This window comes from Desulfovibrio sp. JC010, from assembly GCF_010470675.1.
Taxonomy (GTDB): domain Bacteria; phylum Desulfobacterota; class Desulfovibrionia; order Desulfovibrionales; family Desulfovibrionaceae; genus Maridesulfovibrio.
The window spans coordinates 36,613-57,251 of the sequence record NZ_VOIQ01000017.1 but is presented as its reverse complement, the minus strand read 5'-3'; the positions used below and the strand labels follow the sequence as shown (position 1 = coordinate 57,251).

Annotated in this window: 21 protein-coding genes; 4 read left to right on the top strand and 17 right to left on the bottom strand. The window is 49.5% G+C overall.

The features are described 5' to 3' along the window. Window positions 1-272: 272 nt before the first annotated feature. From phoU to FMR86_RS17410, 4 genes are all read right to left on the bottom strand, one after another. Window positions 273-938 (bottom strand): phosphate signaling complex protein PhoU, encoded by a 666-nt coding sequence (phoU, locus tag FMR86_RS17425; RefSeq protein ID WP_163352681.1) that lies wholly within the window; start codon window positions 936-938, stop codon window positions 273-275. Between the two features lie 63 nt (window positions 939-1,001). Further along, a complete protein-coding gene (gene pstB / locus FMR86_RS17420; protein ID WP_163352680.1) occupies window positions 1,002-1,763 on the bottom strand; it encodes a phosphate ABC transporter ATP-binding protein PstB in 762 nt (253 codons plus the stop codon). Window positions 1,764-2,062: 299 nt separating this feature from the next. After that, a complete protein-coding gene (locus FMR86_RS17415) occupies window positions 2,063-2,809 on the bottom strand; it encodes an AMIN domain-containing protein (RefSeq protein WP_163352679.1) in 747 nt (248 codons plus the stop codon). Between the two features lie 177 nt (window positions 2,810-2,986). Then, window positions 2,987-5,464 carry a glycogen/starch/alpha-glucan phosphorylase gene (locus FMR86_RS17410; RefSeq protein ID WP_163352678.1) on the bottom strand — a complete coding sequence of 826 codons (2,478 nt, stop codon included), beginning with the start codon at window positions 5,462-5,464 and terminating at the stop codon, window positions 2,987-2,989. A gap of 481 nt (window positions 5,465-5,945) precedes the next feature. Between FMR86_RS17410 and FMR86_RS17405 the strand changes: the two genes are divergently transcribed. Next, a complete protein-coding gene (locus FMR86_RS17405) occupies window positions 5,946-6,341 on the top strand; it encodes a MucR family transcriptional regulator (protein ID WP_163352677.1) in 396 nt (131 codons plus the stop codon). 71 nt (window positions 6,342-6,412) lie between these two features. Here FMR86_RS17405 and FMR86_RS20885 read toward each other — a convergent pair whose 3' ends face one another. The 5 genes from FMR86_RS20885 to ald form a co-directional block, all read right to left on the bottom strand. Further along, window positions 6,413-7,165 carry an OmpA family protein gene (locus FMR86_RS20885; RefSeq protein WP_163352676.1) on the bottom strand — a complete coding sequence of 251 codons (753 nt, stop codon included), beginning with the start codon at window positions 7,163-7,165 and terminating at the stop codon, window positions 6,413-6,415. 96 nt (window positions 7,166-7,261) lie between these two features. Continuing rightward, window positions 7,262-7,630, bottom strand: a complete 369-nt coding sequence (locus FMR86_RS17395; protein WP_163352675.1) for a response regulator — start codon at window positions 7,628-7,630, stop codon at window positions 7,262-7,264. Between the two features lie 2 nt (window positions 7,631-7,632). Continuing rightward, on the bottom strand, window positions 7,633-9,441 hold the full coding sequence (locus tag FMR86_RS17390; protein WP_163352673.1) for a PAS domain S-box protein: 1,809 nt from the start codon (window positions 9,439-9,441) through the stop codon (window positions 7,633-7,635). Then, window positions 9,431-9,979, bottom strand: a complete 549-nt coding sequence (locus FMR86_RS17385) for an MASE1 domain-containing protein (protein ID WP_163352672.1) — start codon at window positions 9,977-9,979, stop codon at window positions 9,431-9,433. Before FMR86_RS17385 ends, FMR86_RS17390 begins: the two co-directional genes overlap by 11 nt. A gap of 170 nt (window positions 9,980-10,149) precedes the next feature. Then, window positions 10,150-11,256 carry an alanine dehydrogenase gene (gene ald / locus FMR86_RS17380; RefSeq protein WP_163352671.1) on the bottom strand — a complete coding sequence of 369 codons (1,107 nt, stop codon included), beginning with the start codon at window positions 11,254-11,256 and terminating at the stop codon, window positions 10,150-10,152. A gap of 198 nt (window positions 11,257-11,454) precedes the next feature. Between ald and FMR86_RS17375 the strand changes: the two genes are divergently transcribed. Beyond that, on the top strand, window positions 11,455-12,537 hold the full coding sequence (locus FMR86_RS17375; RefSeq protein ID WP_163352670.1) for a response regulator: 1,083 nt from the start codon (window positions 11,455-11,457) through the stop codon (window positions 12,535-12,537). A gap of 52 nt (window positions 12,538-12,589) precedes the next feature. On the opposite strand, the gene FMR86_RS17370 is transcribed toward FMR86_RS17375, so the two are convergent. From FMR86_RS17370 to FMR86_RS17360, 3 genes are all read right to left on the bottom strand, one after another. Beyond that, on the bottom strand, window positions 12,590-13,228 hold the full coding sequence (locus FMR86_RS17370; RefSeq protein WP_163352669.1) for a hypothetical protein: 639 nt from the start codon (window positions 13,226-13,228) through the stop codon (window positions 12,590-12,592). Window positions 13,229-13,425: 197 nt separating this feature from the next. Beyond that, window positions 13,426-13,953: a rhodanese-like domain-containing protein gene (locus FMR86_RS17365; RefSeq protein ID WP_163352668.1), complete on the bottom strand. Its 528-nt coding sequence runs from the start codon at window positions 13,951-13,953 to the stop codon at window positions 13,426-13,428. Window positions 13,954-13,978: 25 nt separating this feature from the next. Then, a complete protein-coding gene (locus FMR86_RS17360; RefSeq protein ID WP_163352667.1) occupies window positions 13,979-14,449 on the bottom strand; it encodes a MauE/DoxX family redox-associated membrane protein in 471 nt (156 codons plus the stop codon). Window positions 14,450-14,654: 205 nt separating this feature from the next. On the opposite strand from FMR86_RS17360, the gene FMR86_RS17355 reads away from it, so the two are divergent. Continuing rightward, the gene (locus FMR86_RS17355) at window positions 14,655-16,196 is read left to right on the top strand and encodes a DEAD/DEAH box helicase (protein ID WP_163352666.1); all 1,542 of its coding nucleotides are present in this window, start codon (window positions 14,655-14,657) and stop codon (window positions 16,194-16,196) included. 12 nt (window positions 16,197-16,208) lie between these two features. Beyond that, entirely contained in the window at window positions 16,209-17,399 is a 1,191-nt protein-coding gene (locus FMR86_RS17350) for a pyridoxal phosphate-dependent aminotransferase (RefSeq protein ID WP_163352665.1), read from the top strand. A gap of 203 nt (window positions 17,400-17,602) precedes the next feature. Here the strand turns inward: FMR86_RS17350 and FMR86_RS17345 are convergent, their stop codons facing one another. The 5 genes from FMR86_RS17345 to FMR86_RS17325 form a co-directional block, all read right to left on the bottom strand. After that, window positions 17,603-17,917 (bottom strand): Hpt domain-containing protein, encoded by a 315-nt coding sequence (locus FMR86_RS17345; protein ID WP_163352664.1) that lies wholly within the window; start codon window positions 17,915-17,917, stop codon window positions 17,603-17,605. 62 nt (window positions 17,918-17,979) lie between these two features. Continuing rightward, a complete protein-coding gene (gene budA / locus FMR86_RS17340) occupies window positions 17,980-18,777 on the bottom strand; it encodes an acetolactate decarboxylase (RefSeq protein WP_163352663.1) in 798 nt (265 codons plus the stop codon). Between the two features lie 34 nt (window positions 18,778-18,811). Beyond that, window positions 18,812-19,324, bottom strand: a complete 513-nt coding sequence (locus FMR86_RS17335) for a chemotaxis protein CheD (RefSeq protein WP_163352661.1) — start codon at window positions 19,322-19,324, stop codon at window positions 18,812-18,814. 140 nt (window positions 19,325-19,464) lie between these two features. Next, window positions 19,465-20,235, bottom strand: a complete 771-nt coding sequence (locus FMR86_RS17330; RefSeq protein WP_163352660.1) for a DsbA family protein — start codon at window positions 20,233-20,235, stop codon at window positions 19,465-19,467. A gap of 11 nt (window positions 20,236-20,246) precedes the next feature. After that, window positions 20,247-20,582, bottom strand: coding sequence for an STAS domain-containing protein (locus FMR86_RS17325; RefSeq protein WP_163352659.1), 336 nt, complete (start codon window positions 20,580-20,582; stop codon window positions 20,247-20,249). Between the last annotated feature and the right edge of the window lie 57 nt (window positions 20,583-20,639).

Genomic DNA, 20,639 nt, shown 5'->3' with positions numbered 1-20,639 from the left:
AAAAAGCCGTACTTCGTCCCTAATGCCCGTTACGGGATACTCTCAACCTATTAAGATAATCATCCATCTGCACTTTTCAATGCGGGTGATAAAAATTCCCAGCTTGAGATTAAGAGAACTGCTTCTATCCTAAAAAAGAACTTATGTAAACCTCATCCAGCATGCCCCCAGCACCTGAAATCGTTTGCACTCAATGCTTAAGGCAAAAAAAAGAGCCGGAACAAATCCGGCTCTTTCTGTGAGACATATCTTAATAACACATACTGCGGGATTTAGCCCTTGCACTGGTGCTTGATGTTTACACCCTGACTGATGAAAATAACTGACTCGGCAATGTTGGTGGCCTGATCCGCAACACGCTCAAGGTTGGCGGCAGCCATGATCAGATGCACACCGCGCTCAACAATTCTTGTCTCGGAGACCATATTCTCGATAAGGCCTTTAAGAATCCGGACATTGAGGCTGTCCGCTTCATTATCCATGCCGCAGACTTCGGCAGCAAGGACATGGTCTTCATCAGCAAAAGCCTTGACCGCCTTGGCGACCATGTCCTGTGCAATAGCACTCATCTGGTCCAGCTGCTGGTTGAACGGCAGCGGAGGACGGGTGCTCAAAAAGACCGTATGATTGGCGAGATTAACCGCCTGATCGCCAATCCTTTCGAGGTTGCTCGCAATACGCATGGAACCGACAATGAAACGCAGGTCCCGGGCCATGGGCTGGTCAAGGGCCAGCAGACTGAGATTGTATTCATCAAGCTCGCATTCAAGTTCGTTGATCTTGATGTCGTTCATGATGACATCTTCAGCCAGCTCGGCATTGCATTCACTGAGAGCTTTTATTGAATTGTGCAGGGCGGTTTCCGCCATGCTGGACATCCTGAGGACCTGAACCTTCAGGTCGTCCATTTTTTTTATAAAGTGGGCACGCTGCTCCATAAGAATCTCCGTAGGCTTGCGGTCCGGCAGGCCGGACCTGTATACATGAACTAGGGCAGCGTTCTAACCGAATCTACCAGTGATGTAATCTTCAGTCTGCTTGTTCTTGGGTTTGGTGAACATGGTTTCGGTTTTACCGGTCTCAATAAGACGTCCCATGTAAAAGAATGCAGTCTGGTCGGACACACGTGCAGCCTGCTGCATGGAGTGGGTCACGATGATAATGGTGAAATTCTTCTTAAGCTCGTGGATCAGGTCCTCGATCTTCTGGGTGGCGATGGGATCGAGAGCGGATGCAGGCTCGTCCATAAGCAGGATTTCAGGCTCAACCGCGAGAGCGCGGGCAATACACAGTCTCTGCTGCTGACCACCGGAAAGCCCGAGTGCGGAAGAATGGAGGCGATCCTTTACCTCGTCCCAGAGAGCACCGCCCTTGAGGCTTTCTTCAACCTTGTGGGCGATAAATTCCTTATCTTTAACGCCGTTTACGCGCAGACCGTAAGCAACGTTCTCAAAGATGGACTTGGGAAAGGGGTTGGGTTTCTGGAAAACCATGCCCACACGCCTTCTGAGGGTAACAACATCCAGCCCCTGAGCGTAAATATCTTCTTCATCAAGGGTAAGGTCACCATCCACGCGGGTACCGGGGATAAGGTCATTCATCCTGTTCAGGCAGCGCAGAAAAGTACTTTTACCACAACCGGAAGGCCCGATAAGCGCGGTAACCCTGTTTTCTTCAAAATCCATGGAAATATCTTCAAGAGCCTTGAAGTCACCATAGTAAAAGTCCAGATTTTTGGAAGCGATTTTAACAGCTTGCCCCATTACACTATCTCCATAATATTATATAAAAATAAAATCGGATCAGGCTCGATGAATCCCTGATCTTACGTGATACGCACCGTAAAAAAATAGCCAGCTTTCTCAAGCTGACATGAACTAACTATCCGGCACGGGTTACAGGGCAATGACCCGGCTGTTACGTTTGTGTTACGTGCCACACTTTACATCAAAACCAAACATATCATTACATTAGAGCTAAAAAACAAACTAGTTGAAACAAAAACGGACTGAGGCAGCAAAGCACCCCAGTCCGTTCGCAACAAAATATTTTCCGCTGAAATTTAAAAATCCAGTTTCAGGAAAATCCCCTTATCCTCCCTGCGCACAGCAGGTTTTATCTTTGCAGGAGCTGCCTTTTCATCAAGATATATGACCAGACGAATTTTTCCGGGATGTTCGCCAAGCACAATCTTTTGAACCGGACAATCTTTTATCCGGTATACGGATTTAGCCTTGTTCTTCCACTTTCCGTGCAGATCAACAACCAGACGGCGCGGCTTATCAAGATTGAACCAGCTTATTCTACCCGCAGCGGAAGAAAGGCTGATCTCCAGTGCAGCCTGTTTCGGCTGACAGGAAACATCTATCCCTCTGAGCACTCCTTTGACTGAAAGAGGCTTGACAGACTTCGCTTTCGGCTTGGGTTCCGGTTTAGGCTTAGGCTTGGATTCGGGCTTGGACTCAGAAATTTTTTTCTCAGCAACAACCTGCTCTGTTTTATTCCCGGCATCCGGGCCGTTCTGTTCATGTTCTTCTGAAGAAGGAGTTGATGCGGAATTATTTCCTGCAGCAAGATCCTGTTCATTGAGACCTTCAGCTTCCCCGGGCTGACCGGACTCCAGCGGTAAAACCAGTTTGCTCACTTCACGGCGTACAACAGGACCCTCCCCTTCCTGTTGCTGGACGATTTCCACTTTTTCAGCAAAAAAAGCATCGAAAAAGCCCATGTGAAAAGCTGCTGCGCAAACTCCCACCAACAGCAGGAGAGTTAACAGCAAAGCAGTAAAAGGACGAAATTTCATTTTCATTATTTGGTATCCATTCTTAGGGTGGGTTTGGGATCGTCAATATATGTAAATTTCAACGAGTTGGCAAAGCCGGGCTGATCCCGCAGAAAGTCTGGGCTAAGCAGAAAGAGCCAAAACATAACCGCCTGTTTTAAAGGTAAAACAGGCGGCCATGCTAAAGTTTATAATAATTAAAAACTATTTTTCCAAATCCATGGGACGAATGCCCCAGATATTGCGGGCGTAATCCATGATGGACCTGTCACTGGAAAAATGCCCGGAACCGGCAGTGTTAAGAATGGAACTGCGCAGCCAATTTCTGCGGTCCAGCCATAATTCATCAACCTTGTCCTGCGCATCCACGTAATCCCTGTAATCGGCAAGGACCATATACTGGTCACCGCCATCAAAAAGAGCATCAAGGATCGGCTTGAACAGCTCCCGGTCACCTTCGGAAAATGTGCCGTCACCCATGTAATGCAGGACTTCGCCCAGCTCCTGATCAGCTGAAGCAATTTCAGAAGGGTTGTATCCGTTGTAGCGGCGAACCTCCACTTCATCCGCATCCATACCGAAGATGAACATGTGCTCCCGGCCCACCTCTTCCATAATCTCGATATTGGCCCCGTCAAGAGTTCCGATGGTCAGGGCACCGTTAAGGGCGAACTTCATATTTCCGGTACCGGAGGCTTCAGTCCCGGCAAGGGAAATCTGTTCTGAAAGGTCGGTAGCCGGAATAATGCGTTCCGCCTGCGAAACCCGGTAGTTGGGCATGAAGGCGATACGCAGTTTATGGTTCACCGCAGGATCGGAGTTGACCACCGCGCCTACGGAATTGATCAGTCTGATAATGCGCTTGGCAAGAAAATATCCGGGAGCGGCTTTCCCGGCAAAAATCTTCAACCTCGGCACAGCCACACTATCCGGATTCTTTTTCAAACGGCAGTACAGGGTTATGGCATGCAGCACATTGAGAAGCTGACGCTTGTATTCATGGATACGTTTAACATGCACATCATACATCCAGTCCGCAGGCAGGTAGAGTCCGTATTCATTGCGGGCATAATCCACCAGCCGCTGCTTTTCCTTAAGCTTGCATTCATACCAGCGGTCCTGAAAGTCAGGGTCGTCAGCCAGCGGTTCAAGCTTTCTCAGCTGAGCAAGATCAGTCACCCACTCATCACCGATCTTTTCACTGATCAGGTCGGACAACGGCTGGTTGCACTGCTTGAGCCACCTGCGCGGGGTAATGCCGTTGGTCACCGAGGTGAACCTGCCGGGAAACATTTCCACGAAATCCTGAAAAATGCTCTTTTTGATCAACTCTCCGTGCAGGGCGGAAACCCCGTTCACAATAAAACTGCCCACCACGGCCAGCCAGGCCATACGCACCTGCGGGAATTCGCAATCCTCAATAATCGACATGCGCTTCAAACGCTCTTCATCACCGGGAAAACGGGCCTTCACATCTTCCATGAAACGGCGGTTGATCTCGAAAATGATGGAAACATGACGGGGCAGAACCTTTTTCATCATGTCCAGAGGCCATTTTTCAAGGGCTTCGGGCATGACCGTGTGGTTAGTGTATGCGAAAGTCCGGCGGCAGATGCGCCATGCCTCATCCCAGTTGAGCATATGCTCGTCAATTAGAATGCGCATCAGTTCCGGGATGGCGATGGCCGGGTGGGTCTCGTTGAGCTGGACCACGGCCCGGTTGGGCAGTTCGGAAAAATCAAGTTTCAATTTTTCAAAGCGGCGCATCATATCCTGAATAGTGGCCGAGACAAAAAAATACTGCTGCACAAGACGCAATTCCCGTCCTTTACTAAGACGGTCATTGGGGTAAAGGACCTTGGATATGGTCTGGGAACGGACCGCATCTTCCATGGAGCGGATGTAGTCGCCGCTGTTGAAGAGGTCGAAATTGAACCGCCGCGCCGGCTGGGCCTCCCAGAGACGCATGTTGATAACGTTGCCGTTTTTGTAACCGGGAATGAGCATGTCTACGGGCACGGCCATTACTTTGGCACTGTCCGCCCAGCGATGGCGAACCGATCCGTCTTCGTGGGTGTACTGCTCTTCACGCCCGTAAAGACGGACCGTAAACATGAATCCCTTGCGGTTGAATTCCCACGGGTTGCCGCTGTGCAGCCAGTCATCCGGGGCCTCGACCTGCTCCCCGTTCTCAATGGCCTGCTTGAAAATACCGTACTCATACCTTATCCCGTAGCCGTAACCGGGAATCCCCAGACTGGCCATGGAATCAAGAAAGCATGACGCAAGCCTGCCCAGACCGCCGTTACCCAGCCCGGCATCGGCTTCCGCACTTTCGGCCTCATCAAGAGTGACCCCGAATTTATCCAGAATTTCAGTCACTTCTTTTTCCACCCCAAGACTCAAGGTGTTGCTGGCCAGAGATTTCCCGGTCAAAAATTCAAGGGAGAGGTAATAGACACTCTTGGCCCGCTGGTTGTAATAAGAACGCTGGGTTTTGATCCAGTTACCTACAAGGCGGTCCCGCAAAGTATAAGCCAAAGCCTGATAGAGAGAGAAGATATCTGTACGGCTGTAATCACGTCCCAGATATGAAAGATGGTGGCGGCAGACGCAATTCACAAGGGAATCAACATCCATTCCCCCTATTTCATTTAGAAATTCATTAATATCTTTGGGCATAACAAACCTCGCTATCTACAGGATCTGATTTGATTCAATAGTACGCGGGAACAATTCCCGTCCCTCAGACAAAAGACCTACTGCATCGTTATACCTCAACTAGCGTGAAAAAGTAACGCAAACTTTCACTTTGATTGCGACAAAGTGTTACAATCCGGTACACAGCAAAACCTTACCCCTCCCCCAATCTCAACTCACAACCTGACTTACACTAAATCAAACTGACTCCCATGCAGTGGCCTGCAGCATTCTAAAAAAGAATAGAGTTTTTTAATATTCTACTTCACCTTTATCCATAGATAGTGTTACTGGTAATAGGCAGTGGCAAAAAAAGGTTATCAATAACACAAACTGCAATGCCACAACTGCCACACAAAGAGATTTAGAAATTTATAATAGGTAAAAAGAGCACAAATTTATACCGTGCTATACAACTTAAACCAATACAAATAATAATTTTAAACAGATAAAGGGAGATAATATGGAAGATCATCTGAAAGAAGCACTTGAAATTGTAAAAGCCCAAGCCAGCGTAAGGACCATGACTGAAGAAGAAATAACTTCCATGGTGCAGAAGCTTGCAACAGGAATCAAAAAAATCAGCGAAGGCATGCTCGACAGCGGCTCCCCTGACCCCACCCCTCCGGTAGATCCCAAAAAAGCCATCAGAGAAAAGAGCATCATCTGTCTGGAATCAGGAAAATCTTTCAAGGTGCTTACCAAACGTCATCTCGCGAAATACGGCCTGACCCCGGAAGAGTACCGCGAAAAATGGGGATACGCCAAAAAGACACCGCTGGTCTGCAAATCCCTGCAGCGTGAGCGGCGTAAAAAAATGAAAGAGATGAAACTCTGGGAAAAACGCAAAAAGAATTAAAAAACTTGATCATCCCAAAAACCCCGTCATTTCTTCATGGAAATGACGGGGTTTTTATTTTTTACTTTCTATCAGAATTTATCAGATGGCGGCTGGTAATAGAATTCAACCCTGCGGTTGATGGCCCTGTTGCGGTTGGAAGTATTAGGTACCAGCGGCTTGGTTCCGGCATAACCCACGGCTTTTACCCTTTTGGAAGAGACCCCGGACTTTTTCAGAATATAACGCAGACAGGAAGCCGCCCTTGCAGCAGAAAGCTCCCAGTTGGAACTGTAAATATTATTCTTCGTGGCCCGGTCATCCGTGTGCCCGCGGACGACAAGATTAAAATCCTTTTTCTTCATAATGCCGGCAACTTTATCCAACAGTTTCGTTGCTCTGGGATTAATCTGCGCAGTTCCGGGCATGAATATGGCTCTGGTGGGAACCCTGACCAGCACACCCTGCTGATCGGTATTCACCGCCATCAGCTTCTGCAGCTTACCGGCGGAAATAAAAGCCCTGATATCAACTTCAAGAGCCTCCATCTTCTTCTTGGCATCAGCTTTCATGGAAGACGCGGAGTTGGGACTCTTGGAAAAAGCCATATGCTTTCCGGTTTTATCCTGAGTCTGCATCCCGAAAGCATCGCGCATGGAGCCTTTCAGGGTCTCAAAGTTAGCAACATCCTGGTTGGCAAAAGAAAGCAGCAGAACAAAAAAGCACAACAACAGGGTAACCATATCCGCAAAGGTGGCCATCCACGGCGGCAGTCCCTCCTCCGGAGGAGGCTCCACAGGTGCTTTCGCTTCTATATATATTATCTCTTCTTTTTTCGGGGGCACAAAAATTCACTCCGGGAAAACCGTTCTTCTGTCAACCTGATAACGGCAACCCGCTCTTATTGCAAATTCACACTGTTTCTGAAGTACAAAGACACCCTAAGCCAGCATGCGCCTAATTTCGTTGACCATAACCTCGCAGGTCGGCAACGGCTTCAGGAATATGGAATTTGAAACACTGGAAACTTCGGCCAGATCCACCGGTATACTGAACTCCGGAGAGCCGGTATAAATGATAAATTTCAGTGCCGGCCATTTTAACCGGGCTTCATTAATAAAATCAGTACCGTTCATTCCGGGCAACCGTAAATCAACGATCACCATATCCACTTTCTGCCCATCCAGAAAAGTCAAAGCATCTTCAGAACTGCCGACCTCGTAGACATCGAAATCCTCATCTTCAAGGCTTATCGCAAGACTTTCCCTGACATGCACGTCATCGTCGAGAACCAGAATTGAATGTGGCATTGCTACGCCTCCTGCCCTGAAATAGGTATCTTAATCCCAAACCGGGTCCAATTGCCCGGAACCGAATTTACTTCCATTAATCCGTTATGCTGATCCGTAATGATAAAATAGGACACCGACAATCCCAGCCCGGTCCCGTGTCCGACACTCTTTGTGGAGAAAAACGGCTCAAAAACCCTTTTGCGTACATCTTCGTCCATGCCCGGACCGTTATCTTCAACTTCCACAACAGCCATGCGGCCTTCTTTTTTCAACCTTAGAATAAAACAGGGTCCGTCATCAATATATTCCTTTTCCATCATGGCCTGTGCGCCGTTTTTCAGCAGATTGAGGAAAACCTGCTGAATTTCGTTTTCTTCGCAGTGGACTTCTGAAAGATCCGGGCTGTACTCTTTGATTATCTCGATCTTTCTGAAATCATATTCCCGTTTGAGGTCGTAATCGTTGGCCGCCAGTTCAATTGTATTATTCATCAGTTCAGCCAGATTACATCCAGTGAACTCTTTTTTGCTCTTGCGACTGAACCGAAGCATATTGCTGACAATGGTGGCCGCCCGGTTGCAGGACTCGGAAATACCGTTCAACATTCTGGGAACATCCCTGCGGGAAAGATAATCCCGCAGATTATCCAGCTCCACTTCGCATTCTCCGGCCACCCTGCGGTTCTTGTCCAGATCCTTATAAATACGGTTGAGAATATTCTGGGTATTACCGGAGATGGCTGCAAGAGGGTTGTTTATTTCATGAGCCATTCCAGCTGCCAGCCCGCCCACAGACATCATTTTTTCAGTCTGAATCATCATCTGTTCCAGATTACAACGCTCGGTAACATCATCAATCTGGATAACCGCTCCCTCAACACCGTTGGCGATGAGCGGAAAGATGGTCACATCTTCATAATGAACCCCGCCCTCACCCTGACGGGACTTACGTTCCTCATTCCGGGGCTGGCGGGAACGGATGCTCTCCCTGATCTTATCCATTTCGGCCCCCATACGCGGAAAAACAGAAGCAAGAGGTTTACCGTATGCATCGCCGGAGGAAACCCCGGTAGCCTTTTCAGCGGTCATGTTCCACTGGGTGACTTTGCCATCCACATCCACCCCCACAAGAATGGAAGGCATGGAATCAATGATGTTGGAAAGGTAATTACGCAGTTTTCGCAACTCCTCCCGTTGCCGATAGTCTTCCGAAACATCCCTGAAGACAAGGACAGTGCCTGAAATATTGCCATATTTATCAAACACAGGAGCTGCGGAATCCGCAATCTGGAACTCCTCTCCGTCATGGGAAATAAGTGTGGTGTGATTGGCAAGCCCGACCACTTTCTTCGACTGCAAAACCTTATCCACAGGATTTTCACACGGATGCTTGGTAACGGAATTAATGATCTTGAAAACATCAGGCAGGGCAAGCCCCGTCGCAGCTCCCACAGACCACCCGGTAAGCTGCTCGGCCACCGGATTCATGCGGGTAACCCGCCCCTGTGCATCAGTGGCAATCACCGCATCCCCGATGGAATTAAATATGGTTTTCAGCTTCTGCTCACTTTCACGAGCCCGTTCTTCAGAAAGTGACACTCGCCCATACATGAAAGAAACAACCGCTCCACTGAGCAGTATCGAACTGACCATCAGGATACGCATGAACATTTCATGCGGGTCGTCTATGGGAAAGAAGTGATGACCCAGCCCCGCCCCCTCTTCATTAAACCAAAGCAATTCAAAAATTGAATCTACAAACCACATGCAAAGGGCAAATAAAAGAAAGGTCAGCAGCATGGATCTGCCGGGATTCTTACTACCGCTCATGGCTCACCCTGCTTTCCAGCCATGCAAAATAGGGAACCGCAAAAACAAACGTTCCCAGAGCATGGGCCATACCCCAACGGGCAATTGAAACAACCACCTTACCTGCGGGCAGAAATCCGAACATAAATTTACTGCCGATTCCTCCGAGCGCAGTCAGCAGCGGAACAAGGAAAACCCCGACAAACACGGCAAAGCCCATATTTCCGGCAGTCTTGAAATGCAGCCCGCCGCCGTTTTTACTTCTGATCAGCGAGGCCCCTAAAAGCGGACCCAGCGTATTCATAACCGCAATGCAGCACGCAAAAGCCCACGGCGCGCCCAGTGAAAAATGGTTGGCCAGAATTGTTCCCAGGGCTATGCCCGAACCGATGGCCCACCCTCTATATAACGCAGCAATAATAGCAACAGCCGCCGCAGGCCATATAGGCATGGGCAACACACCCACACTGCTGAATACGACCCAGTTCAGATGAGACACAATCCAGTAGGCCGCTGCAACAGCCAGATTTTCCATTATTATCTTTCGGTTGTCAGACATAACAACTCCTTAATACACCTCAGAATGGAGTCTATGATAACCCAAAGAACAGGTTTTATCACCTGAAAAATATATTTGTAGGACTTGTGCCGAATCTTGAGTAGATCATAAAAAAGGGTGGAGACATCTGCCTCCACCCCGTAAATTCGAAAATGATAACGTTACCCGGATTAACCGAGAGCTTCGTCAGGAGCCACTGAATCGATGCCGAAAGCTTCACCTACTGCAGCGTAGGTCAGCTTGCCTTTCATGGTATTCAGGCCGAGTTTAAGACAGGGATTTTCGCGAAGAGCACCCAGCCCCTTATCTGCAAGCTGCAAGGCGTAAGGCAGGGTCTGGTTGACCAGCGCGAAAGTGGAGGTTCTGGGCACCGCGCCGGGCATGTTGGCAACACCGTAGTGCACAACACCATCCACAACATAAGTAGGATCACTGTGGGTGGTGGGCTTGATGGTTTCAACACAACCGCCCTGGTCAACTGCGACATCGACAATAACGGCTCCTTCCTTCATAGTGGAGAGCATGCCGCGGGTGACAAGATTCGGAGCCTTGGCACCGGGAATGAGCACCGCGCCGATGACAAGATCAGCCTCGGCAACACCGGCCCGGATGTTCGGTTCGGTGGAGGTCATGGTAGTTATGCGGCCATTGAAAACATCGTCCAGATACTGCAGACGGGCGTGGCTCACGTCGAAGATGGTAACTTTCGCGCCCATGCCGGATGCAATCTTGGCTGCGTTGGTGCCGACCACGCCGCCGCCGATGACCATGACTTTAGCCGGTGCCACACCGGGCACACCGCCCATGAGCACACCGCGCCCGCCCTTGGTTTTTTCAAGGTGCAAAGCACCTTCCTGTGCGGCCAGACGTCCGGCGACCTCACTCATGGGGGTCAAGAGGGGCAGGGAGCCGTCCGGAAGCTGCACGGTTTCATAGGCCACCCCGGTGGTACCGGATTCAAGCAGGGCTTTGGTCAAAGGCTCGTCCGCAGCAAGGTGCAGATAGGTGAACAGCAGGAGGTCTTCACGAAGATATTTGTATTCGGAAGCAATGGGTTCTTTAACCTTGATGACCATTTCCGCAGCCCATGCGTCATCCACGGACCCCATTTTCGCGCCCGCATCAATATATTCCTGATCGGAAAGCCCGGAACCGAGTCCGGCCCCTTTTTCCACCAGCACTGAATGGCCGCGGCGGACAAAGGCTTCTACCGCACCGGGGGTCATGGAAACCCTGTTCTCCATGGTTTTAACTTCTTTAGGGATACCGATAAGCATGTCGTCAACTCCTGCTGATAAAAAGTTGTAAGTTTAAAATGATGCAACAATCTAACGCAACTATAACTTTCTTAGCAACGGCAAAATACGAATAATATACACCGGCCGTCATTAGACCGTGACTATTTTTCTGTTTAAATCCTTTTTTCAGAAACATAACACTCAACAGCCACCCAGACACGCAAAGGATTCAGCAAAATGCCCATCCAGCCAAATAATATACCTACCATTCTCATTATAGATGATGAGCCCTTCAATCTTGAATTCCTTGAAATTGTATTGAAACAACAGGGCTACAACATCCTGACCGCAGGTAATGGGCGCACCGGCAGAGAACTGGCCGAGCAGGAACAGCCCGACCTGATTCTGCTGGACATCATGATGCCTGATGAAAACGGCTTCGAATGCGCGGCAGTATTGCGGATTTCACCGGAAACATCTGAAATACCCATCATCTTTCTCAGTGCCCTTGATGACGAGAGCAACACCTCACGCGGCTATGACGCCGGGGCCGTGGACTTCATTGTCAAACCCTTTGAATACAAAGAGGTCATCAATCGCATAAAGCTGCACCTCAAGCTGAACTCCTGCGCCAGACAGATGCAGAGAGCAGCTCTGCAAGATACCCCGCTACGCATAAACGAAACAGCTTTCCCACCAGCCGGGGCAAGGTGTACTTTCCCGGCATCCCCGCCGTCAGCTGGGCAATTCATTTATGAAACCGTAGTCCTGAACAACAAAAGTGAAAGCCATTTTCTGCTCAACAGCACAGGCGATTGGTCGGTGATCATGCAGGAAAAAATAAAAGCCCTGCTGGCAGAAAATACCGGGCCGCTTTTCAGCCCTTCCGAAACCGTGCGCAACATAGGAGCCGCCCTGACTTCCCGCCAAAACAGTGAAAGCGGACTCACGGCCAGCTACATTCACATTGACCGTGAAGACGGAACCGTGACCGTGGTCAACTCCGGTTCGCTCCCCGTAATCCTGATGCGCGCAGACAAAGCCCACATCCTTATCGAAAGACAAAGCGGAAATCTCGGCAGCCTCGGCCTTGGCCTGCCGCCCTGCTCCACATACGAGATCAACAGCAGAGACCGTTTATTCATGGTTAGTCCGGCCATGCTGAACTCATTCAGTAAAGAAGGGGAAGGCATCCGCGAACTGATGGAAGCATGCCGCAGCCATACCGGAGTCGATCTGGAATTGACCTGCCGTATCGTGGGTAAGCAGTTTTCAAAAGAAACTGATACGGCTGGGATATTGGTTGGGGTTGAAGGGTAAAGGATTAAATTGAAAGGCCAGCCTTCCCGGACCAGGAAAGGCTGGCCTTGAATCATTTGAAATTCAAATCTTCTTCAAGCGTAATCAAAACTGTGGGTGGTCCGGGACACATAATTTTCCGATGAATGACCCATAAACCCGAAGCAATTATCTTCAACTCTTTGTACGTAGCTCCATCGGCGACATAAGTTAATTCCACATGCAGCAATGTTCGCAACTTACCTAAAATTTTTTTCTTGCTCCGCTTTACAATCTTACAATTAATCCTGATTTTTTTACCGTTTGACTTTCCATGCTGAATCCAGTGCTTTTTTTGCAAATCAAGAAGAACGTCACCCTCTCCTTTGAATGTCAGACTTTCAGCGGTTATTCTTGGGCCGTCAGCCCGCAAGATATAATTATTAACAATATCTTTTTCTCCTTTCATAATCTGCTGCATATCTGGAGGATATTGCGACCAATCAACACCTTCTTGAATTTTTCCGGCAGCCAGTCTTGTACGTTCCTCAATATGAAAATTTCCATCAGATACAGACTTGCAACGGCGTTTTGTGGTGCTGCCGTCTTGTGCTTTTAGGATGATGTTTTCAGCGGCAGAGGGTAGAAAGATGGCTGGGTCAATATCTCCAGCATACGCCTGACCGCACAATAGAGCATAAAACATTAATGTCAGTAGAAATTTATGCAGCACTAGCATCCCCAAAACTTACATAATTTGTAGACTTTAATTCTCTTTTAACTTTCCCGACTTCGTGTCTCCTTATCATGAAATTCTCTGTCCTGTAAAAATTGTGGCAACTAAAAAAAATCCGCTGCAAGACGCAAAAAAGCCCCGGCACACAATGCACCGGGGCAGGGAGAGAACCGTTTTTATACAGTTCTAATGGCTTATTTTACGGAACCGACGGGGTATTTGGCACCTTTCCATGCGAAGATACCGCCGGGGTATCTCTTAACGTTGGTGTAGCCGAGCTTCTTGGCCCATGCTGCACCGTTGTGGCTGCGGGTGCATTTTACGAAACCGCAGTAGATTACGATGGGTGCGTCTTTGTCAGGTCCGAGCATTTCAATGAACTGCTCTTTGGTCTTGCCGTCGGTTTCCTTTACGTCCCACTCAACCATATCGGGAATGGGGAACAGGAACTGCTTGGCGCCGGGTACGTGTTCTTTTTTGTAGCTGGCTTCGTACGGCATGGTGTCGATAACAATCACGTCTTTGTTCTTATCCAGCAGAGCTTTCAGTTCCGGGGTGGTGATGATGTCATAACCGCCGCGCTGCACTTCTTTGAGCAGCTTTACCGCGCCTTTTTCCTTTTCCACTTCCTGAGCGAATTTATCGGAACCGAGGCAGCCGGTCATTGCAAACATCAGCGCGCAGAGGGCCGCAATTACAGAAATATTCCTAACCATCTTCATTCAACCATCCTCCAAATTTAGAATTCTAACGGGCAATCAGAGTCAACATAGAACGCGAACGGTACCCCTTCATCCGACGCATCAGATAAAGATAACCGCATCCTAAAAGCAGAAAAGCATCACGCAGCAGGGCCTCACGCAGGGAGTGGTAGGCTTCCCCTTCCGGGTCATCAGGAGCAAAGCAACCGCAATCAACATCCAGTCCCATATTGATGCCGTGGGCAAGTACAGCCATAAACACAAGCAGCAACACTGAATATGATGAAAGAGAACCCTTCACATCCCAGAGCAGTCCAAAAGCAATGAGAATCTCCGCCAGCGGCAGCACCAGTGCCGCTACGTAATTCAATTGTCCGGGCAGCAATCCGTATCCGCTGATGACCGTGGAGAATCCCTGTATATCCGTGAGCTTTCCCGCTCCCGCATATAAAAACACGGCAGCCAACACACACCTGATCAGAAAATAAACCTGTTTGGACATCAATTTATCAACCATTGCAACACCCGTTCAAAAAAGTTTTAATAAATTAGAATTACATACAGTTTTGCTCCAAGATCAAATAGTTATACCTAATCGGTTTGCAGCTCTTTTATTTGTTTTATTAATACCACCAATCACACGCCAAAATACCCTTTGCAAAATCCAATACTTATAGCGTAGTGTTTTGCGGATATTTCAAGTTTTAATAGGAAAAACATTTATGACCAATTCAAAAGACGACCAAGACACGCAGAAAATGCATAATGAAAGCGTTCACGATGAACCGGATAAAGTAGTGGAACCAGAAGACTCCCTGCCGGAAATCACCAAAGAAGAACTCCCCCCATCCATACTGAACGCCCTCGACAAAGCAGGCTGGGAAAAACTGACCCCGGTCCAGTCCAAATCTCTCCCCTATCAGCTCAGAAACTGGGACCTCATGGTGCAGGCCAAAACCGGCAGCGGCAAGACCGGTGCTTTTGTAATGCCCCTGCTGGAAAAACTCGATCCCAATATCAACTACACCCAGGCGTTGATCCTCGTCCCCACCCGCGAACTTGCCCGGCAGGTTGAACGTGAAGCGGAAAGAATTTTCGAAGGCTCCGGGCTGCGGGTCCTCTCCGTCTACGGCGGCGTCGGCTACGGCCACCAGCGCGAAGAGTTGGAAAAAGGCGCGCACATGGTTGTGGGTACACCGGGCAGAATTCTCGACCATCTGCTCAAACGCACCTTCGACCTTGAAGATCTGGAAACCCTGATTTTCGATGAAGCGGACCGCATGCTCTCCATCGGTTTCTACCCGGATATGCGCGAAGTAAAATCCTACCTGCCGCGCAGGCCCATTTCCACCTACATGTTCTCGGCAACATTCCCGGAGCACGTGATCCGTCTCTCCAAAGAATTCATGTACAGGCCGCAGATGCTCAGCCTGAGCAGCAAGCAGGTGCATGTAACCGAGATCGACCACGCCTATTACGAGGTGCCTTCCATGGGTAAGGAACGCCAGCTCATGCGTATCCTTGAAATGGAAAATCCCACTTCGGCCATCATTTTCTGTAACACCAAGGCCAACGTGGAATTCGTGGCCGCCGTGCTCAACAACTTCGGCTTCAATGCCGCAGACCTTACCTCGGATCTTTCGCAATCCAGACGTGAAAAGGTACTGGCCCAGCTCCGCTCCGGTGATGTGCGCTTCCTCGTAGCCACCGACATTGCCGCGCGCGGAATCGACGTGCCGGACCTCTCCCACGTGGTCATGTACGAACCGCCGGAAGACAAGGAATCTTACATCCACCGTGCCGGACGTACCGGACGCGCAGGCTCTTCCGGGGTGGCAATCTCTCTTGTAGACGTCATCCAGAAGATCGAACTGCAGCGCATCGCCACCGCCTACAACATCAATTTTGAAGTCCGCGAACTGCCGGACGACAAGCAGGTGCTGGAAACCATCAACGAAAGATTGACCACCATCCTTGAAGGTCAGTTCCGCTCCAGAACCATCCTTGAAAGGGAACGCATCGGACGCTATAAAGACCTTGTCCGTCAGCTTGCCGAGGATGACGAGCAGTGTATTCTCGTGGGCATGCTGCTGGACGAACTGTACCAGAAATCCCTGCACGCCCGTGCAGAACAGCCCCCGGCACCCAAGCCCAGACCGCAGAGAAAATCCCGCCCCCGTAATAACAACTATCGTGGCAAGCCCAAGAGCAACCACTCCCAGAATAAGGGCCGCAGCGGGAACTATAATAAAAAACGCAGATAACGGAGAATTGAAATGAAACTTCTTTCAACCCAAGTGGAAGGGTACATCGAACGTTCATCCTGGATTCGCAAGATGTTCGAAACAGGTATGGAACTGAAGAAAAAATACGGTGAAGACGCTGTCTGCGATTTTTCACTGGGCAACCCGGACGTTCCCGCTCCCGCAGCAGTTGCGGAAGGCCTTAAGGAACTTTCCGAGACAGCGGACAAGCCCTTTGCTTTCGGCTACATGCCCAACTTCGGCTATCCCGCAGTGCGTGAAAAACTGGCCGAAAAAGTTTCCGAGGAGCAGGGTGTTAAAGTTGCAGGTGCCGATCTGGTCATCACCTGCGGTGCAGCCGGAGCCATCAACGCCCTCTACCGGGCCATTTTAGAGCCGGGCGACCAGATTCTCTGCCCCGCGCCCTTTTTCGTGGAATACGGCTTCTATGCCCAGAACTCCGGCGGAGAACTGGTCACCGTACCTTCCAAGCCGCTCACTTTCGAACTGGACCTCGACGCTATTGAAGCGGGCATCAACGAAAAGACCCGCGTGGTGCTCATCAACTCCCCCAACAACCCCACCGGGGCTGTCTACACCAAGGCGGAGCTTGAAGGGCTGGCAGCCATCCTCAAAAAAGCAAACGAAGGCCGCGAGCGTCCCATCTTCCTCGTTGCCGATGAGCCATACCGTTTCCTCGCCTTCGATGATGTGGAAGTGCCTTCCATCCTGCCGCTCTACCCCTACAGCATCGTGGTAAGCTCTTTTTCCAAGAATCTCTCCCTTGCCGGGGAACGGGTCGGCTACGCCCTGCTCAACCCGGAAATGCCCGGCAAAGAGCAGCTCACCGCCGGGCTGGTGCTCACCAACCGCATCCTCGGTTTTGTGAACGCCCCCGCAGTGGGCCAGAAGCTGCTTGAAAAGGCCCTCGGCTCTCAGGTGGATAAGAACATCTACCTCGAACGCCGCAATGCCATGGATTCCGTGCTTAAAGATGCCGGATATTCCTACACCATGCCCAAGGGCGCATTCTACTTCTTCCCCGAAGCCCCCGGCGGCGACGATGTAAAATTCTGCGCCGCACTGCAGGAAGAAAAAATCCTCGCCGTGCCCGGAACAGGATTCGGCTGCCCCGGTTACTTCCGTCTCGCCTTCTGTGTCGGCACTGAAGTAATCGAAAGATCACGTGAGGGTTTTAAGAAGGCTATTGCAGGTTTTAAGTAAGATGACTTTGGCGACCCTGCCTGGGACCTTAAACCCTTTTGGGAAAGGGTTTGTTCCACTGTCGCTACCTCTCTCGCGGGAGACCGCTCGCCTAAGAGCTAATGCAAGAATCCCAAAACTTTGTGTTAAGGCTTCGCCACGTTGCTTGGTAAGTTGTTAGAAATATTAAAGGCCGGAAGTTTTATCGACTTCCGGCCTTAATTTTATTCATCCATTTCGACGTATTCTATGTCTAGATGCTCAAGAAAATGCCTGACTCCGGCGGTGTGTTCCGGGACTTCGGACATGTCTTCATCTACTGCTTTGTCTTCGATGAGGGTGCCCAGCCGGGTCAGTTCATCAAGTCCGTATGAGGAACCGGTCCCTTTCAAGCGGTGGCCCAGCAAACGTATTATTTCAAAGTTTTTTGCGGCAACGGCTTCTTCAAGTTCCGCTAATTCTTTTTGCCTGATTTCCAGATAGCGCGGCATAATGGCTTCCAGATCTTCATCCACTTGAATAACAAAACGTTCACTCATAGCTATATTCTCCCGGCTGAGATGTTAAAATACAAAGATTATGCAGGTGCTTGGGAGTAATATTACTTCTTCTTGGAATCTTTTTCCACTGCTTTTAATTCTTTTTCTTTGTCTTGGTTAAATTCGGTTCCCAGAAAATTTTTGGTCTCCGGGAGTTGCAGGAAGAAATCGTTGTAGGAACCGACCTTGGCAGCCAGGTCGGTGAAAACGCAATCAAGGACATGGCCCCCGGCAGTACGGTCCCTGGTGATGAAGTGCCAGTGATATCCGGGCACGCCGACACCTTTGACATAGGCCGGGCTTTTTATGCCCACCAGTGAACCTTCAATGTTCTTGAAGCGGAAGATGGATTGTTTTTTTACCACATCCACCAGCGGCACGTAGGGCTTGGTCTGGGCCGGGACACTGCGAGTTTTCATTGTCTGGAATTTGCCGTCAATGCGGATCACGTAAAAAAGATTTTCAGAGTCAAGGGCGGATGAGATTTTATTGTTAAGTTCTTTGAGCGACTTTGCGGAATCAAGCTTGATGATTTTATCAGTTTTTAAGAAGGCTGCGGCGGCAAAAGGGGTACGGGCTTTGTCTTCCATTTTTTCGGCTTTGCCTTTGGCGGTGATTTTGTAGACTTCACCGTCAATGAAAACCATCTCTCCATCAAGGCGGTTGAAGGTGCCCAGTCCGGTGTCGCCGTGCTTTTTCAGCCCGCCGATGGTCAGTTCTCCGTCATAGTTGCCCACCAGCAGTGAGTCGATGATGGAATATTGGTAGATGGTTCCGTCTGCTGCGGAAAAACCGGGCAGACAGAAAAGAGCCAGAGCAATAAACAGAATTGAGGAAGAAAGCTTGTTAGTGATGTTCATGGTCGTTATCCGGTTTGGTCCGGTTTATGCGGACCTAAAACATTTTTTTTTCGAGTCTTTTGATCCAGACATCTCCGGTGTAGGTGCAGAAGAGCAGTTTTCTGCCCACATTGCCGCCTACATCCATGGTCCGCGGCTTCAGACCTTGTGCTTTGAGGTGTTCAAGGGCAGCGTCAATATTTCTATTGCCGATGCCCAGCGCACAGGACGGTCGTACCTGCGAATAGGTCAGTCCGGTCGCCCCTCCGAAGAGCTTGACTTCGAGTTCATTCTTTTTGACCCCCAGACGATTCATACTCTTTAGCAAATGGGTCACAGCCGTGTCTACATATCTGCAAATCTGCAGGGAGGGCTCGTTAACGTCCTTTATTTCCGAGCGGGAAGGCAGGAAGGCATGACAGATTGCGCCTTGCCGGGTGCGTGCTGAAAACATGGATATCGCCACACAGGACCCCAGTACAGTGGATACTATGGTCGGTTTTACGCCAATGTATGCATCTCCGGTGTGCAGGAAAACGCGGCGTATATCGGAATCTTTCTGTGGCATTATGTTCATTTCGTCCGTGGGTTGTAGCTTTAAGCTTGTCCCGTAACAATATATTACTATTGCGTTAATGCCCAGTATTATTGTGCTGTTTTACGTTATGCAGCTTTAAAAAATAATACGGTAAATATATTCGAAAAAGCCTAGTTGCCGTGGATCATGCGAAGGACTTCTTCAAATTCATCCAGCGGGGCGGCTCCGGTGACGGTTACTCCGTTGACCAGAAAGACCGGAGAGGCGGTAAAGCCGAACTTGCGGGCTTCTTTTCTGTCCCCGTCGATGCGTGCTTTGACCTGCGGTGAATTCAGGGTCCGCTTTAGCTGTGCCATATTCGCGCCGCATTTTTCTGCCAGCTCATCAAGTTTTTTTATCCCGCTTTTTTTAACAGCGATTCTGTTCTGCAGAATCAGGCTGCTCAGTTTCTTGGCTTTGCCATGGTCCTGCAGGGCGAGAGCTTCGTAATAGCGGGCTGCAGGCAGGGACATCTTGTGCAGGCCCAGCGGATTGTGGCGGTAGCGGAAGCTGATTTCAGGATATTCTTGTAAAAGTTTTTGAATTGTCTTGTCCGCTTTGGCGCAACTGGCACTCTGGAAATCGGAAAAGACCACGATATTGATTTTTCCGTTGGCAGCACCCCAGACCGGGCGGTCCGGATGCAGGGCCGGGACTTTCGGGTTCTTCAACTGTTTGAGTCGGCCCTGCCTGATGCGGGATTTGTTCTTTTTTTCCAGCCCGACCTGCAGGAGATCGTAAAGTTGTTCTTCATGCCCTTCAAGGGCTTCAAAGATGAGCTGCGGATTGTTTTTCAGGATGTTGCGTATTTCAGCTTTGGACACCGTCTGTGCTGAGGCTGTGCAGAAAGAGGTGAAAACGAAAATTGCACTGAGCAGTAGGGCAGGCAATGCGCGGAACATTCTTTAATCTCTCAGGATATTTTTTCCGCTGCGGTCAGGGCGGAATTGTAGATGTTGAACATGGTTCCGAATCCGGAAATTTCAAAAACTTCACTGATCATCCCGGTGATATTGGCAAAAGCAATGGTTCCGTCAGTGGATTTAAGTTTCTTGGCGCAGAAAAGTATGGCCCGCAATCCGGCACTGGAAATATATTCAAGTTCGCCGAGATCAAATACTATTTTTGTTTCACCGTCCTCGATGAGCTTGCACATTTTGCCTTCGAGTTCAGTTGAGGTAAGGGCGTCCAGACGTCCTTTTATGGACATGATAAGTACGTTGCCGACCTTTTTGCTGTTGATTTCCATTGCAATTCCTTAAAAAATATATGTGAGTGCTCTTTTTTTTATTATTAAAGTACAAAC